Origin of the sequence: Paenibacillus anaericanus (assembly GCF_003994475.1) — a bacterium.
Lineage (GTDB): Bacteria > Bacillota > Bacilli > Paenibacillales > Paenibacillaceae > Fontibacillus > Fontibacillus anaericanus.
The window spans coordinates 283,320-299,272 of record NZ_RZNY01000003.1; the positions used below are offsets into that span (position 1 = coordinate 283,320).

Annotated in this window: 13 protein-coding genes; 5 read left to right on the top strand and 8 right to left on the bottom strand. The window is 43.4% G+C overall.

What is annotated here, in order from left to right:
* Positions 1 to 52: 52 nt before the first annotated feature.
* Positions 53 to 415: an Asp23/Gls24 family envelope stress response protein gene (locus EJP82_RS05615; protein ID WP_127191054.1), complete on the bottom strand. Its 363-nt coding sequence runs from the start codon at positions 413 to 415 to the stop codon at positions 53 to 55.
* A 135-nt stretch (positions 416 to 550) separates the two neighbouring features.
* Here EJP82_RS05615 and cax point away from each other — a divergent pair, with 135 nt between their 5' ends.
* Positions 551 to 1,621 (top strand): calcium/proton exchanger, encoded by a 1,071-nt coding sequence (cax, locus tag EJP82_RS05620; RefSeq protein WP_127191055.1) that lies wholly within the window; start codon positions 551 to 553, stop codon positions 1,619 to 1,621.
* Positions 1,622 to 1,736: 115 nt separating this feature from the next.
* On the opposite strand, the gene EJP82_RS05625 is transcribed toward cax, so the two are convergent.
* The 5 genes from EJP82_RS05625 to EJP82_RS05645 form a co-directional block, all read right to left on the bottom strand.
* Positions 1,737 to 2,024, bottom strand: a complete 288-nt coding sequence (locus EJP82_RS05625; protein WP_127191056.1) for an Fpa/YlaN family protein — start codon at positions 2,022 to 2,024, stop codon at positions 1,737 to 1,739.
* Positions 2,025 to 2,215: 191 nt separating this feature from the next.
* Entirely contained in the window at positions 2,216 to 2,461 is a 246-nt protein-coding gene (locus tag EJP82_RS05630; RefSeq protein WP_127191057.1) for an HPr family phosphocarrier protein, read from the bottom strand.
* Positions 2,462 to 2,539: 78 nt separating this feature from the next.
* Entirely contained in the window at positions 2,540 to 3,655 is a 1,116-nt protein-coding gene (locus EJP82_RS05635; RefSeq protein ID WP_127191058.1) for an aminopeptidase, read from the bottom strand.
* Positions 3,656 to 3,792: 137 nt separating this feature from the next.
* Positions 3,793 to 4,626, bottom strand: a complete 834-nt coding sequence (locus EJP82_RS05640; RefSeq protein ID WP_127191059.1) for a hypothetical protein — start codon at positions 4,624 to 4,626, stop codon at positions 3,793 to 3,795.
* A gap of 163 nt (positions 4,627 to 4,789) precedes the next feature.
* The gene (locus tag EJP82_RS05645; protein ID WP_127191060.1) at positions 4,790 to 6,766 is read right to left on the bottom strand and encodes a sensor domain-containing diguanylate cyclase; all 1,977 of its coding nucleotides are present in this window, start codon (positions 6,764 to 6,766) and stop codon (positions 4,790 to 4,792) included.
* Between the two features lie 475 nt (positions 6,767 to 7,241).
* Here EJP82_RS05645 and rpsD point away from each other — a divergent pair, with 475 nt between their 5' ends.
* A complete protein-coding gene (gene rpsD, locus EJP82_RS05650) occupies positions 7,242 to 7,841 on the top strand; it encodes a 30S ribosomal protein S4 (RefSeq protein ID WP_127191061.1) in 600 nt (199 codons plus the stop codon).
* A 287-nt stretch (positions 7,842 to 8,128) separates the two neighbouring features.
* The gene (locus EJP82_RS05655) at positions 8,129 to 11,227 is read left to right on the top strand and encodes a transglycosylase domain-containing protein (RefSeq protein ID WP_127191062.1); all 3,099 of its coding nucleotides are present in this window, start codon (positions 8,129 to 8,131) and stop codon (positions 11,225 to 11,227) included.
* Between the two features lie 97 nt (positions 11,228 to 11,324).
* On the opposite strand, the gene acsA is transcribed toward EJP82_RS05655, so the two are convergent.
* Complete coding sequence (acsA, locus tag EJP82_RS05660; RefSeq protein ID WP_127191177.1) at positions 11,325 to 13,049, bottom strand: acetate--CoA ligase; 1,725 nt, start codon at positions 13,047 to 13,049, stop codon at positions 11,325 to 11,327.
* Positions 13,050 to 13,281: 232 nt separating this feature from the next.
* Here acsA and EJP82_RS05665 point away from each other — a divergent pair, with 232 nt between their 5' ends.
* A complete protein-coding gene (locus EJP82_RS05665) occupies positions 13,282 to 13,914 on the top strand; it encodes a GNAT family N-acetyltransferase (protein ID WP_127191063.1) in 633 nt (210 codons plus the stop codon).
* Positions 13,915 to 13,959: 45 nt separating this feature from the next.
* The gene (locus tag EJP82_RS05670) at positions 13,960 to 15,138 is read left to right on the top strand and encodes an acetoin utilization protein AcuC (protein WP_127191064.1); all 1,179 of its coding nucleotides are present in this window, start codon (positions 13,960 to 13,962) and stop codon (positions 15,136 to 15,138) included.
* Here the strand turns inward: EJP82_RS05670 and EJP82_RS05675 are convergent.
* Complete coding sequence (locus EJP82_RS05675) at positions 15,135 to 15,851, bottom strand: 5'-methylthioadenosine/adenosylhomocysteine nucleosidase (protein WP_127191065.1); 717 nt, start codon at positions 15,849 to 15,851, stop codon at positions 15,135 to 15,137. The genes EJP82_RS05670 and EJP82_RS05675 overlap by 4 nt on opposite strands.
* Positions 15,852 to 15,953: the final 102 nt, after the last annotated feature.

A 15,953-nucleotide genomic window follows, 5' to 3' on the forward strand; every position in this document is an offset into this window, starting at 1 on the left:
TGCTCAGCCCATTTTCAATTTATTACCTAAATATCTATGTAACCCAATAAATTTAAATCTCGTCATCCTTAAATGCTACGTTCTCGACTTTCACATTCACTTCTACGATTTTGAGCCCAGTCATACTTTCCACTGCTTCTCGAACATTCTGTTGTAGCATACGGCACACTTCATGGATTGGAGTTTCGTACAGTACGATAATCCGTAAATCGATCGCTGCTTCCAATTGACCGACTTCCACTGTGACACCCTTTTGCACATTTTTACCACTTAAACGTTTGGCCCATCCTTCTGACAGTCCACCAGACATCGCTGCGATACCTGGTGTTTCCAAGGCCGCCATTCCAGCGATTTTGGAAACGACATCATCTGAAATCCGAATAAGCCCCATATCCAACTGCAATTGCTCGGTCATGGTAATTCCTCCTTCAACCTCATTATATTCATTGTAATTCGTAAAACCTAGTAAAGCAACTATAGACCATTTCCTACCTTATCGTTTATAATCTTCACGTTACTTGGATATATTGAAATATCGGGAGGTATACATATGAAAAAATATCTTTTTCCAGGTCTGCTTACACTCTTCTTTGTACTCAGTGCCATCGGACATTTCGCGGAATGGTCCGCCACATTGCAATTCGTCATTTCAGCTATCTCGGTTATTTTCGTAGCCGGGTTTCTAGGGAAAGCGACGGAGAGTGTATCTCACTATGCCGGACAACGTCTGGGTGGGTTCCTAAACGCGACCTTCGGTAACGCTGCAGAACTGATCATCGGTATCTTACTCGTCAAGGAAGGCCTGTTTGACATGGTTAAGGCGAGCATCACCGGTTCGATCATCGGAAACTTACTACTTGTTCTTGGCTTAAGTCTCTTTGCAGGTGGATTGAAACATAAAGTCCAGCACTATAATGTTTCACTCGCTGGAATGAATGGTTCGCTAATGATCGTAGCGATTATTGCACTATTTGTCCCCGCTATATTCTTGCAATCCCACGAGCTTCCAAAAGAGCATATAACATCTTTAAGTATTATAGTAGCTGGAATTCTGATCGTCGCTTACCTACTCTGGCTGCTCTTCTCCATGATCACTCATAAGGATTATCTAGCAGATGTGACAGAAACAAACGCTGAAGAACTCCCGCATGAACATAAGCCTGCATGGTCGAAACGTCAATCTATCCTGTATCTTATTCTGGCGACCGTTATGGTGGCCTTTGTCAGCGAATGGTTAGTAGGTACTCTTGATACCTTCACCGCCAAGTTTGGACTGAGTGAAATTTTCGTCGGCGCCTTCGTCGTGGCTATTGTCGGAAATGCTGCAGAGCATAGTGCAGCGATTCTATTAGCCATGAAGAACAAAATCGGCGCTTCTGTAGAAATTGCTGTAGGGAGTAGCTTACAGATCGCTTTGTTCGTAGCTCCAGTACTTGTCTTTGTCAGCCATCTGTTCGGTAGACCCATGGATATCGTATTTACTGCGATAGAGCTCGCTGCAATCGGTGTATCTGTGTTTATTGCCAAATCAATCACCCAGGACGGACAAACCAACTGGTATGAAGGATTACTACTCATTGCGGTTTACGCCATTCTCGGTGTATCCTTCTATCTGATATAACTGGAATTAACCTCTATGAATCTATGTATTAACATCAAAAAAAGCGTGTGTTCCGGGCAAACCCGGTACATACGCTTTCTTCATTCTGTATGTAGCCTGTTTCTCTCAAAACAGGTCAGTCTTTATTGTTCATCGCTTCGTAAAGTAAAGCCAAGTTCCGTTCGAGCTTGGTCATGATCCCTTTACCTACCGCTTCCTGGATAAGTCCAATACGGACTGCATAATCAACTTGTCTTGAGAAACCATACATTTGGGTGTCCAGCACTTCCTCATAGAGAGGGCAGTAACGTGTGGCCAGGTTCTCCATCTGCACTTCGATCAGCTTCTCTATTTTATCAGCATCTTCCTGCAGAAGATTTAACGCTTTAAGGCCCATTTGCTCCTGCAAATCAGATGAAGTCATGTTGTTTCCTCCCCATGTCCAAAATCGTTACTCATCTACTCTATCCTTAATATTAGTCGAAATTGCAGACCAATACAAGAACCTCTCTAAATAAACTAAACTGAGAGTTCGATGTCAATTAAACTACACCCTAGTATTTCCAAAAAAAAGAACACTCCTGCCTTAAAGGCAAGAGTGTCTCTTTGAAATTCTTATTCCTCGACTACTTTGATCTTCAAGTCGTATTTAGCGAAAACAGCTGTTACTGCTGCTTTTGCTTCTTCTGCATCTGAACCATGAACATGAAGTTCATAACTTTGAGTGTTCACCAAAGTAGTAAACAATCCAAGGATACTTTTTACATCAATATACTTGTTGTCAGCTTGCAATACAATCGAAGACGAAAACTTGCCTGCAGTTTGAGCAATTTCAACTACCGCTTCATTATTAGTTGCCATAGGAATCCCTCCGTATCTTACTTGCAAATATAATAATATGATACATTGAATCCGCTTTCCTAGCAAGTTGTTTTCTGTTTATTTCAGGTTTTCCGGGTTCAAGCCTTCCAGTTCAGGAAGAACAAAAATCCCATCTTTACGTATCAGCACATCGTCGAAGTAAATTTCCCCACCACCGTATTCTGGACGCTGGATCAGTACAAGATCCCAATGAATAGATGAGCGATTTCCATTATCAGCTTCTTCATAAGCTTGACCCGGTGTGAAATGCAAACTACCCGCTATTTTTTCATCAAACAGCGTATCTTTCATCGGGTGTAAAATGTAGGGGTGAAAGCCAATCGCAAATTCTCCGATATGTCTAGCTCCATCATCGCTATCAAGAATTTCGTTAATCCGCTTGGTGTCACTGCTTGTTGCTTCAACGATTTTACCATTCTCAAAACGGAAGACGATATTCTCAAAAGTAATACCATTATACAGTGTAGCTGTATTGTAACTAATTGTTCCATTTATAGAATCCCGTACAGGAGCGCTGTATACTTCCCCATCTGGGATATTTCTCTTACCTGAGCATTTAATTGCGTTGATGTCTTTAATCGAGAATGACAAATCTGTTCCTGGTCCAGTAATACGTACTTTGTCCGTAACTTGCATAAGATCGGCTAGTGCGTCCTGCGCCCGGTCCATCTTAGCATAATCCAGATTACAAACATCAAAGTAGAAATCTTCGAACGCCTCTGTACTGACATTTGCAAGTTGCGCCATGCTAGCATTTGGATAACGAAGCACTACCCACTTTGTATTCTTCACTCGCTCTTCACTATGTACAGTATGTTGATATAGCGAGTTATACAGTTTCATCTTATCTTCAGGCACGTCGGATAAATCATTAACATTTGAGCCCGCACGAATACCAATATAACAGTCCATTTGCTTCATCCGAATCAAATCATAGTCCGCCCAAGTTTTAATTCCTTCTGCCGTTGCATATTTCAACTGCGAACTTTGAACGGCTCTGTCGGTCAGCTCAACAAACGCATTGCCTCCCTTCTTACCAACTTCTTCTACAATTGCAGTTAATAAATCGCGTTCTGTCCCAATCATTTCTATCAGCACATTTTCCCCTGGTTGAACATCTACGGAAAAACCAACCAAGTTCTCGGCTAGTTTCTGTATTCTAGGGTCTCGCATAGTTATAACGCCTCCTTAAATTGCGCAAAAAAACACGCTGTAGAACCTCCCTATCACGAGGGAATTCTTAGTTGAACACTGGTTAATTCTTCTCTATTGTAGCACGGCTTTAAAGGGAAGTCAGCACTTAAGACCAGCTACTGGTATTTCACAAAACGGTTATCTGTTAGCAATAATTCACGTTGCTGCAACCCTGCATGACTTCGATAATTCAATTCCGATTCTGAAGTTAGCCGCTGAGGCAGACCGCTTCTCCGATCAATCGTTAAATGATAAATTACCCTTGCCTCGGCTTGCTCCAACATTTGTACAAGCTGTCCATTGCCGGATGACCAAAGATCCATTACTTCTTTCTCTATTGTACTACGGCGACCGGGTTCTATTTCTGCAAGCTTATTCTGGAGGCCCACCCTTACCTCCTGCATCTCATCTATAAGTTTGCCACCGATCATATCCTTAGCTTCACTAGGATCAAGTTCAATTCGTAGCACTTCTGTTCCTCTCGCCGCTCCACTCTCGGCCGTAATTTTTTTCTTATTCATTCTCCGAATATTTTCAAGTTGATCGAGCGGATTCAGCCTGGTCATCCCCAAACTCAAAGCATCTCCTTGATTCGTTGTCGGTGTCCAGGATCCTCCTTCCCATAACAAATTAGCTGCAAATTGATTTCCTTTTCCTGTTCCCGCCATTTGCCACGTACCGATTTTGTTTCCATGCGGTAGAACCGTTACCATATTCAACTCTCGATGATTCTTTAATTCTCCATAATAAGTCATGCTATCCTCCAAGAATGACTTATCACCTCGCAAAAGAGCTGCATCCCCCTGAAAGGTTAAAGCATCACGTCCTGCTAGTCCGGACCAAGTGAATTCGAACCATTGCTCTGGGGTTTTAGCTGACCTTTGTCCGCAAGCCACCATGGAACAGATACAGCATAGAATCAAAATCATCTTGAATACTCTAATTCTCATCCCATCTCGCGCCCTTCGTTTCCCAATAGAAGCTCAACGGCTATCAGGGAAATGATGTGTTATCTGTAGGTTTACCCCCATTCCAAATTCTATGCGAAAAGCAAAAGAACGCCCTGAATGAGGCGTTCTTTTGCTCTTCAATCTATATACCACCCAAACTAATTCAACCGATTTGAGTCTGATCTCTTCCGTTATTCTTAGCCCTGTATAAGGCCATATCAGCCTGATAGAATAGCGTTTCTACGCTCACCCGATCATCTTCATGCTTCCACTCGGCGATCCCACATGATACGGTAACATGTGGCTCTGTTTCCATCCCCACACGTCTACGGATATTTTCTGCAATCTGATAACCCTTATCCACATCAGCACCAGGTAAATATATGGCCAGTTCTTCGCCGCCCCAACGAGCAGGAACATCGCTTTTTCGAATTGCCCCTCTTACGATAGCGCAGACTTGCTTCAGAATTTTGTCTCCAATTTGATGACCAAATGTATCATTAACCTGCTTGAATTGGTCAATATCAACGATGATCAGCGAACCATTAACATCACTCTTCTGAAAATTCTGAATCGCATCGTCCAAATAATGACGAGCATAGAGTCCAGTAAGCATATCTCGGTTCGCCATTTTGCGGACTTCAGCATGAAGAGACGCGTTAGCGATAGCTAGTCCGATATGCGAGGCTAAGACCTGGAGCAGTTTATAATTCTCATAAGAGAAGAAACGCTGAGAACGATGGGCCAAGATGATAGCTCCATTGACCTCACCCCGTACAATGAGAGGAGCAGCTATCATTGAACGTGAATCCGTCTCATCCATTAGTCTGGACGTTACATTCCCATACGCCTTGTAATCGGATAAGATGATCGGTTCCCGCGTTGAAAAGACTAGACCCGCAAACCCATAATCCTTCGGGAATATTTCCCTAGATAAGGAGGGAACATTACACGATACAATTTCAAAAATATCACTTTCTTCGTCAATCTGTGTTATGCAGCAAAACTCAGCATTGAAGATCGATAGTAGCTCCTCGTTGGCAAACTTGAATACTTCCTTTAATTTCAAACTTTGATTCAAGCGCTTGGTCAGCTCATTTATTAATCTTAACTCACTAATCAATATGTTAGACTGCTCGTACAATTTTGCATTCTCGAAAGCAGTACCGGCAGTATCGGCCAGCATTCCGATCAACTGCAAATCTATCTCTTCAATTCCCTCTTGCAGAATGATCATATGAAACACGCCATACACACTTTGTTTGCCGATCAGTGGAACTGCGATTTCAATCAGAGTCTCACCTGTATCGCTAATATTGTCTTTACGAAGCATCCGCCCCTCCATGAATGCCCTTACACACATATAGTCCTCAGGTTCTTGCCCCTGCAATTGCAGAGACTTTACACGGGGATTTCTGCTTGGGTGGTCCTGGGACATGAGAAGCTCAAGCTTCCCCTCAGGATACATTTCCTCAATTCTCTCAAATACTTCCGTGATAACCGAATCTACATCTATTTTATCATGAAGCTTCTGCACAACTTGAAATAACATAGAACGTCTATGTTCTTCTCGTTTGGCTTGCTTCTGAATGTTTAACAGGTCAGATACAAACAGAGTCTCAAATTTCTTATAAAAGCAACTACGGAAATGTTGTGCCGCTGCCCGCACTAGCATCTGAGCGACAGAGCTAGCTTCAATTCCATTCATATAGCAACCAATCACAGCGAAAGTCTCGCTATGCTCTCGTGTCACGACAGGACTAGCAAGCCATATTCCTTGAGTAGACTTAACAATTACAGAAGATTGTAAATCAAGACATTTATTTATAGCCTCGCGAGAGAGCTGCGCCACTTCCTCCAATGCTAATTCTGGATCGAGATCACTACTCAGCACCTCACCAATGTGATTCGTAATAAACCAGCTGACTCCATCAAGCTCTGACAGATCAGTGGCATGTTTCTTCCAATCATCATAACTGACTTTAAGAAGCGGTTCTGTATACGGAAAATCGTATGCAGTGATATCGAGTTGCTCAAGCCAATTCATTTGAGCTTCGTAATCACCCCACATATGAATCGGTGGCAAAGAAAAATCTGTATGCATTTCACTCTTCAGGTCATCTCGTGATTGTTTTGCCATAGGATAGCTCCTTTTCACCGCGTCCAGCTCGCAGCGATGTTTTTCGATTCTGTCCTGAATTCCCACCAATTATTCAGCATCATTCCGCTCTATATCTGCGACTATATGTTTATATTACTATCTTCTTTCCCGTTTTGCACCAAAAATCCTCAATTTTACAACACTTTTTTAGGACAAAAGCCCTATCGACAAATTACTCCTTTTTTCGTATAAAACTATCCCCGTAATAATCTGAAATTCCACTTGACTCACTCTAGAACTTCATATATAATTTGTTGTTGATAAAGACTGGATAGAGTCTTGATTAGGGAGTAACGCATGCGGCACCCTCTGAGTTTTTTGTTACTGACACGACAGCGGCTGAACTTTCATGTCAGTTGAGCGAGTTTTATCTATCCCCCGCTCAGGCAAACAAAAACTGCGCAAGTAGAACCCTACAACTAAAATTTCATTTTAAAAGGAGTCTACCTATACAATGGCACGTTACACTGGACCTAAATTTAAACTAAGCCGCCGTCTTGGCATTTCCCTAAGCGGTACTGGCAAAGACTTGAAACGCCCGTTCCCACCAGGACAACATGGTGCGAACCAACGGAGAAAAATCAGCAACTACGGTATGCAACTTTTGGAAAAACAAAAACTTCGTCACATGTACGGTTTGGGCGAAAAACAATTCCGCACTTTGTTCAACAAAGCGCAAAAATTGCCAGGTATCGCGGGCGAGAACTTCATGATCTTGCTTGAAAGCCGCTTGGACAACCTAGTATACCGTCTTGGTTTTGCTAATTCCCGTGCAGGAGCACGTCAATTGGTATCCCATGGTCACGTAACTGTAAACGGCAAAAAAGTGGATATCGCTTCTTACCGTTTAGAACTAGGTGATGTTATCGGTCTTCGTGAAAGAAGTCGCGGTCTTTCTTCAATCAAAGAAGCTTTGGAGAACCGCAATCACGTTCCTGCTTACCTTGAGTTCAACGATACTGCTCTGGAAGGCAAATTTATTCGCCTACCTGATCGTTCTGAATTGTCTCAAGAAATCGATGAAAAACAAATCGTCGAGTTCTACAACCGTTAAGATTATTACAAACGGGCCTGGAGTCTTCATGACTTCAGGCTTGTTTTTCTTTTAGCTATAAATTTTTTTTAACAATTACATTTTGTGGATTCTAATTACCCAAGAATAACGTCTCCATCAACGACTCCTACTATCCACGTGAATTCAACCTCTATTCCGCCTTCTACTAAGTCTTTCCAAACCTTATACGTAATCCAAACTTCCAGCTCACAAAATGAAAAGGCTTAAAAAACATCCAACTTTAGCGATTATATGCTATAATGTTGCTGTTAAAAAGGAGGATACCCATGGTTGATACTAACGATAAAAACTCCGGTAAGGAAGATGGCCTGCAAGAAGACAAGCCACCTATTCGTAAGCCTAAGAGGGGGCGCTGGGTCTGGAAAACACTAGGCTGGCTTACTCTCCTCGTATTTGCCGGAGTTCTATTTGCAGGGGGCGCCGTTTTCGGCTATGTCTCCTCCATCGTCAAAGACGATCCGGTACGCTCGCGTGCCGATATTGAAGCAAAAATGAATTATAACGAGATAACCGGATTCGCTTATTTTCGTGACGGTTCGGCAATTGGTCAACTTCGTTCTGAAGAAGATCGTCGGCCCATCAGTTACGAAGAAATACCTTCAACCATCCTAGAAGCACTCATCGCAATCGAAGATAACAATTTCGAGAAACACATTGGGGTTGACTTTAAGGGAACCTTGAGAGCTGTTAAGGAAAGACTATTGAAGGAAGATGTTCAAACTGGTGGTAGCACGCTAACCCAGCAATTGGCACGGCGCGTTTTTCTTAGTTTGGATCGAACAGACAACCGAAAGGTCAAAGAGATGCTACTTGCACTTCGACTGGAGAGATTCCTATCCAAACCGGAAATCATTACCGCTTATTTGAATAAGGTTCCTTTTGGTAACGGCTCTAGTGGATATCAGGTTTACGGTATCAAAGCTGCTGCTAAAGGCATATTCAACGCCAACAATCTGGAGGATTTGAATATTGCCCAATCTGCATATCTAGCAGGTTTGCCACAACTTCCCTCTAGCTACTCAGCTTACAACGGGAAAGGTGAATTTAATCCAGATGCTTTTGATCGCGCGATCAAGCGTCAACGTTTAGTACTCCAACGTATGTTGGAGGAGAACAAAATTACGAATGAGGAATATAACGAAGCTTTAGCCTTTGATCTTCAAGGATCACTTGCCAAGACTACCAAAAAAGCATACGAAACCTTTCCATATCTCATGCTGGAGACGGAGCGTCAGGCAGCCCTGGTTATTGTCATGTTGAACAATCCCGAAATGACCAAGGAGGAAGCCGCTAAGAATCCTCAGTTGATTGAAGAAGCCCGTCAGCAGCTCCTAACTGGCGGATATCGTGTGTACACCACGATTGACAAGAAAGTGTATACTTCGATGCATACGGTATCAGAAAACGAAGCCAACTTCTCCCCATTTAGTGAAACTAAGGGACTTGAGCAAGTGGCCGCAATGATGATCAATAACAAAACCAGTGAAATCCTAGGTATGATTGAAGGTCGCGACTTCTACACGGAGCAAATGAACTACGCTACACAAATGGTGAGGCAACCAGGTTCAACAATGAAGCCGATCGCCGCTTATTTACCAGCGATGGAACTCGGTTTAATTCAACCTGCAAGCATCATTGACGATTCACCGATCATATTGCGCGATTATTCCAAGGGTTATCACATTCCAGTTAACTCTAGTGGCGGCTACAAAGGTCTAGTGACAGCCCGCACAGCACTTAATGAATCTCGCAATGTTCCAGCACTAAAAATCTTCAATCAAGTTCTTGGCATCGAAAAAGCTTGGGATTTCACCAAAAAGCTTGGTATAACTACGTTGGATGAAAAGGATTATTCAGCACAAACCGGCGTACTAGGTGGGCTCAGTTATGGGGTAACGGTCGAGGAATTGACCAATGCTTACAGTTCAATCGCTAACGGCGGAGAATTCAACGACGCTTATATGATCGCCAAGATTACCGATTCAAAAGGTAATCTTGTTTACAAGCATAATACCGATCCGCAGCGGGTATTCTCTAAGCAAACTGCATACCTGATGACCGACATGCTTCGCACTGTTATTACCAGCGGTACGGCTAAGTCGATTCAAAGTGATTTTAAGAGCTACGGAAAAATCCCGGTTGTCGGTAAAACTGGGTCTACGCAAAACTACGCAGATGTCTGGTTCATGGGCTTCACGCCGGATGTTTCACTTGGTGTTTGGGTCGGTTATAAAGAACCAGTTAATACATTATCAACTGCTGGAAAGACTAGAGCCAAATCAATTTGGTCCTTAGTTATGAATGAAGTAACGGCAAATAAACCCGATTTATTTCCGACTACAGAGTTCGTAAAACCTGACGGTATTGTCCGTAAAACCGTGTCCGGGTATAGTGGAAAGCTCCCAACTGCCTTAACTAGTCAGGGTGGTAAGCTCGTCACTGATATTTTCAATTCTAAGTTCGTGCCTACTGAATCGGATGATGTGCTGATTAGAGCAAAGTATATTACTTATGAAGGGGTCAATTACATCCCGCTTGAATCTACACCTTCTGACATGGTTCAGGAAAAGGTAGTCATGAAACGTGAGAAGCCAATCAAAGAACTTATTGACGATCTTCAAAATGCTTTTAAAGTAATGAAGACTCATAAAGACATTAGCTTCTACATGCCTAAAGATGCCGGTGAGGATGCACCTACCAAGCCCGATCCGCGTGTAGATGACGGCTTTGATCCGAGTGCGCCAGTAAACGTTAGACTTTCATCAACAGACAGCTCTGCGACGATTACGTTTAATGCGAATAAGGAAAATGACATCGTTGGGTATCGACTCTATAAATCAATCGATGGAAATTCACCACAATATACGGGAACAGCAGTACTTACCGGAGGGGCCACAACCTTTACCGACTCCATATCATCTGACCACAGCTACAGCTATTACGTAACGGCGGTTGATGTTGCAGGAAGGGAATCAGGGCCAAGCGCAACCGTGGGTTATGAGGGCTGGTTGCCTCCTGACAACTCAGAACAACCATCTGATCTCGGAGAAAGCATATGGCCGGGAGATGACTCAGGAAATGCCGGTGGAGAACTCTCTATCCCTGCCACTCCATCCCAAGTCACGATCACCAGTGGTGATAACGGATTAACAGTAAGTTGGGGAGGAAATGCCTCAAAAGACCAAGTTTCGAGCTATAACGTCTACTTATCGGCTACCTCTGATGGTGCATATTCCAAGATAGGCTCGACTCCTGAAACACAATTTACGTTCAAAACGGATTCAACCAGTGGTTGGGTTCAAGTGACGGCTATGAATAGTATGGGAGAATCCACTACGTCAACGCCTGTACAATTTAATAAATAGCCTTTTAGAAGCACAATTTGCAACATGATATTTAAAAGAGTTCCAAAGGTCAAATGACCTTTGGAACTCTTTTTGAATTTTCTAATTTGTAGTCTATTTAATCATCTATAGTAGACAGATCGCCCACCGGAAGATTCAATTCCCAAGCTTTGAGTACCCTACGCATGATTTTACCAGAACGCGTCTTTGGCAGCTTATCCTTAAATTCGATCTCTCTTGGTGCAGCATGGGCTGACAACCCTTCCTTCACAAACATAGAGATCTCCTTCTTCAGTTCTTCTGAGGGTGTGTATCCATCCATTAGCGAAATGAACGCTTTAATAATTTCACCACGCGTTGGATCCGGTTTGCCGATGACTCCCGCTTCAGCGACGGCTGGATGCTCTAATAGCTTACTCTCGACCTCAAACGGTCCGATACGTTCCCCGGATGAATTGATTACATCATCGATCCGACCTTGGAACCAAAAATACCCGTCCTCATCCATATAAGCCGTATCACCGGAAATATACCATCCTGGAATTCGGAAGTATTCTTCGTATTTTGGAGCATTGTTCCAGATCAGTCGCATCATGGACGGCCAAGGAGTCCGAATTGCTAAATTGCCCATCCGATGAGGCGCAAGCACCTTGCCGTTATCATCGATGATCGCCGCCTGAATACCTGGAACAGGCTTTCCCATCGAACCCGGCTTCAATGGCAACGACGGATAATTACAAATCAGTTGTCCTCCCGTCTCCGTCATCCACCAAGTATCATGAATCCTGTGCCCGTAAACCTTTAGCCCCCAACGCACTACCTCAGGATTTAGCGGTTCACCAACAGATAGGACATGTCTAAGGGACGATAGATCGTAGGCTTCAATAATATCTTGTCCCGCCCCCATCAACATCCGAAAAGCCGTAGGAGCGCTGTACCACACAGTTACCTTATTGTTCTGTATCGTGCTATACCAGTCGCTAGGGCTGAATCTCCCTCCCCTGATCACGTTGGTAACACCAACCAACCATGGAGCAAACATGCCGTAGGAAGTTCCCGTGACCCAACCTGGATCTGCAGTACACCAATACACATCGTCTTCTTGGAGATCTAGAACCATTTTTCCAGTATAATAATGCTGAATCATAGCGTTATGAACATGATAAACACCCTTCGGCTTGCCAGTTGATCCAGAAGTATAGTGAAGAATTAGTCCATCTTCTCGATTCAGCCATTCGATATCTGCGTTAGAAGATGCCTGTTCCATTTCAGCATGAAAATCTATCAATCCCTTATCTGTATTCACTGCATCGCCGACTACAAATATTTTCTTCAGTAAGGGTAGTTCTTCAACCTTTACTCGCCCAAGTAGCGCTGGAGTTGTAACAATTGCAACTGCTCCGCTATCCTCTAGACGGTCTTTTACCGCTGTCTCCATAAAAGCTTCAAAGAGCGGACCTACAACAGCCCCGACTTTGATCGTACCAAATATACTGATATATAACTCAGGGGAACGCGGCATGAACACAAAAACACGATCGCCCTTAGATATACCATGGCTACGAAGCACATTCGCAAAACGATTACTTTGATCCCGCATTTGTTGAAAAGTATATGTTTCCTCTCTTGCTGCATCACTATAGCTAAGAGCAATCTTCGCACCCTTGCCTTGTTCCACATGGCGGTCGATAGCTTCATGGGCCATATTAATAAGCCCTGTTTCATACCAGGAGAAATTCTTCTCCACGTCTTCCCACTTAAAATTTCCGTAGGCTTCATCATAATTGCCCAAGTTGGACACCGAAGCCCTCACCGAAAGAATATCCCCCTGCAGTTGACTCATCATTTCATCCTCCCTTGAAACTATCCCGCTAGGTAATACAAGTTCAAAACCAATGAAAACGGATACACAATAGTTGGTTGAAAGTTTAAGATAAATATCACAATGTCAACTAATAAATGTGAATATTTTATGTCGGAATTAATTATAGCACAGGTTTTAACAATACGGCTATACTTTTCAAATTTTCATTTTTCTGTTATAAGTGAGGGGAACAAGTAACGGAGGTGGCAACATGGAACACCGTAAAACCTACATTCGCCATACCCTACCCTATCAGAACAAAGAGATTGTCATCGAAGGACCTATAACATCCACTGGACTATTAGATTTGCAAATGCATCCGGATCTAGATGCTTTTCGAAGGCCTCGTGAACAACACGAAGCTTTAGTAGAAATTGCTGGACTTCCAGAGGGCCGAATCATTCTAGCCCGAGTCGAGAACATCATTATAGGTTACGTCACCTTCCACTATCCTGATGAAATGGAGCGATGGTCGCAAGCCCACATGCCCGATCTAATTGAACTAGGAGCCATAGAGGTATCGAATGAATATCGTTCTTTAGGCTTAGGCTCCCGCATGATTCAGACGGCTTTTGAAGACAATCAGATGGAACATTATATTGTATTTACAACAGAATATTACTGGCATTGGGATTTGAAAAGCAGCGGACTTAGTGTGTGGGATTACCGTAAAATGATGGAGCGACTGATGCAGACAGTCGACATGTTCTGGTATGCTACCGACGACCCCGAGATCTGCTCTCATCCGGCTAATTGCCTGATGGTCCGAATCGGTAAGAACGTTCCCCTGGAGTCTGAAGAACAGTTTGACCGTTTGCGTTTTCAACAACGATTCATGTATTAATAGTGTCCTTCGGCAGCATATCCAAGAGAAAGGGAGTGTGAGATTATGGATGAAAACGCTTTATTTATCCATCATGATAAGGTTATGAACTATCATTTTCACGACAATCACCCTTTCCATCCCATTCGGTTGCAATTAACTTTAGATCTTCTAACCGAGATTGGTGCATTAGATGACAAACAGAAACTTCAAATCATCCCAGCAACACAAGAGGATCTACTTCGGATTCATCAACCAGCATATATCGATGCAGTCAAAGGACTCAGTCAAACGCCACCCTCCCCGCTCTGGTTAAGCCGTGCAGAACAGTATGGGCTGATGGATGAGGATACCCCATTCTTCCCAGGCATGCATGAGGCGACCTCCTATGTGGCTGGTGGGACTATAACCGCCATAGAGGCTGTCTTGTCAGGCAAATGCAATCACGCCCTACACTTAGGAGGAGGACTCCATCATGCGCTCTCAGCTAAGGCTGCAGGGTTCTGTGTGTATAACGATGTTTCCGTAGCCATCGCTTATGCAAGACATCACTATGGTGCCAGGGTGCTATATGTGGACACTGATGTTCATCACGGAGACGGTGTGCAATGGAGCTTCTATTCCGACCCTGATGTGTGTACATACTCGATTCACGAGACGGGTAAGTATTTATTTCCTGGTACCGGATTTCTGCAAGAGAGAGGCGAACATCAAGGTTACGGAGCGTGTATGAATATTCCGCTGCAACCCTATACCGAAGATGAATCCTGGATGGAGTGTTTCGAACAATCCATAAGTCGACTGGCTATGCATTTCAAACCAGACCTTATTATTAGCCAACATGGTTGTGATGCCCATGCCCTAGATCCTATGTCCCATATGCAATGTAGCATGGCAATTTACAATGAAATGCCTAGCATCCTACATCAATTGGCTCATACCTATTGTGGTGGACGTTGGGTAGCTGTTGGCGGAGGTGGATATGACCTATGGCGTGTCGTCCCTCGGGCCTGGAGCCTTCTTTGGCTTGAAATGAGTGGGCATCCCCTGAAGGCTAGCTTAACCCAGAGTAACCATTCTAGGCTCCCTGAAGCATGGATCACGAAGTGGCAAAGCCAGACGTCAGTAGAACTTCCTTCTGAATGGCTCGATGATCTTTCCTTGTGGGATGGCATACCGAGAAGGAACGAGATCACAACAAAAAACCGCGAGAATCTCGCGGTCGCACTGCAGGACTATCCTTAATTCAGGATGGTATCTAGTTTTGAAACCATTTCATTAACTATTTCATACGAGCGTGTAGCAGCTTCTACTGTAAATTCAGCATAATTTATCTCAGCAGTACCATCAGCTTTATCCGACATGGAACGAATAACGAGATAAGGAGTTCCATTCATATGGCATACTTGAGCCACTGCAGAACCTTCCATCTCTACACATGCACCATCCATCGTTTCATGTAGCATCCGAACGAAATTATAATCTGAAATAAACTGATCACCTGATAGTACTCTACCCACTATAAATTTTCGATCCCTGCACAATTCACTGCAGATCTCTTCTGCCAATCGTAACAATCTAGGATCTGCTGGGAAATCTGATATATCCTGATAAGGAATATCTCCACGTTTATAACCAAGTGGTGTCACATCCATGTCATGCTGCTGGCAGGACGAAGAGATGACGATATCTCCAATATTCAGCGAAGGGTTGACTGCACCAGCCACTCCTGTAAACAAAATGATATCCACTCCAAAGCGGTGAATTAATATTTGCGTAGTCACTGCAGCATTCACTTTACCAACGCCTGATTTACAAACGACAACTTCTTTACCATGGAATATTCCTGTTACGAAGGAGATACCCGCATGGACTACGCTTTGCTGCCGTTCTAATCCTTGTAGTAATAAAACAATTTCTTCATCCATGGCTCCCATAAGCCCAATAGTTCTAGTCATAATACCTCCATTATTAGATGAATATAATCTACACGATCTTCTAAAGATCGCCATCTAATGGCCATAAACCCCAAAAAAAGCTCCTAAGCAGGAGCTTTTTCA

Bases quoted from the DNA above. Each gene is read 5' to 3' on its own strand.
- EJP82_RS05635 (WP_127191058.1), bottom strand. From the start codon at position 3,655: ATGCGAGACCCTAGAATACAGAAACTAGCCGAGAACTTGGTTGGTTTT.
- cax (WP_127191055.1), top strand. From the start codon at position 551: ATGAAAAAATATCTTTTTCCAGGTCTGCTTACACTCTTCTTTGTACTC.
- EJP82_RS05665 (WP_127191063.1), top strand. From the start codon at position 13,282: ATGGAACACCGTAAAACCTACATTCGCCATACCCTACCCTATCAGAAC.
- EJP82_RS05615 (WP_127191054.1), bottom strand. From the start codon at position 415: ATGACCGAGCAATTGCAGTTGGATATGGGGCTTATTCGGATTTCAGAT.
- EJP82_RS05630 (WP_127191057.1), bottom strand. From the start codon at position 2,461: ATGGCAACTAATAATGAAGCGGTAGTTGAAATTGCTCAAACTGCAGGC.
- acsA (WP_127191177.1), bottom strand. From the start codon at position 13,049: ATGAGTCAACTGCAGGGGGATATTCTTTCGGTGAGGGCTTCGGTGTCC.
- rpsD (WP_127191061.1), top strand. From the start codon at position 7,242: ATGGCACGTTACACTGGACCTAAATTTAAACTAAGCCGCCGTCTTGGC.
- EJP82_RS05645 (WP_127191060.1), bottom strand. From the start codon at position 6,766: ATGGCAAAACAATCACGAGATGACCTGAAGAGTGAAATGCATACAGAT.
- EJP82_RS05640 (WP_127191059.1), bottom strand. From the start codon at position 4,626: ATGAGAATTAGAGTATTCAAGATGATTTTGATTCTATGCTGTATCTGT.
- EJP82_RS05655 (WP_127191062.1), top strand. From the start codon at position 8,129: ATGGTTGATACTAACGATAAAAACTCCGGTAAGGAAGATGGCCTGCAA.
- EJP82_RS05625 (WP_127191056.1), bottom strand. From the start codon at position 2,024: ATGACTTCATCTGATTTGCAGGAGCAAATGGGCCTTAAAGCGTTAAAT.
- EJP82_RS05675 (WP_127191065.1), bottom strand. From the start codon at position 15,851: ATGACTAGAACTATTGGGCTTATGGGAGCCATGGATGAAGAAATTGTT.
- EJP82_RS05670 (WP_127191064.1), top strand. From the start codon at position 13,960: ATGGATGAAAACGCTTTATTTATCCATCATGATAAGGTTATGAACTAT.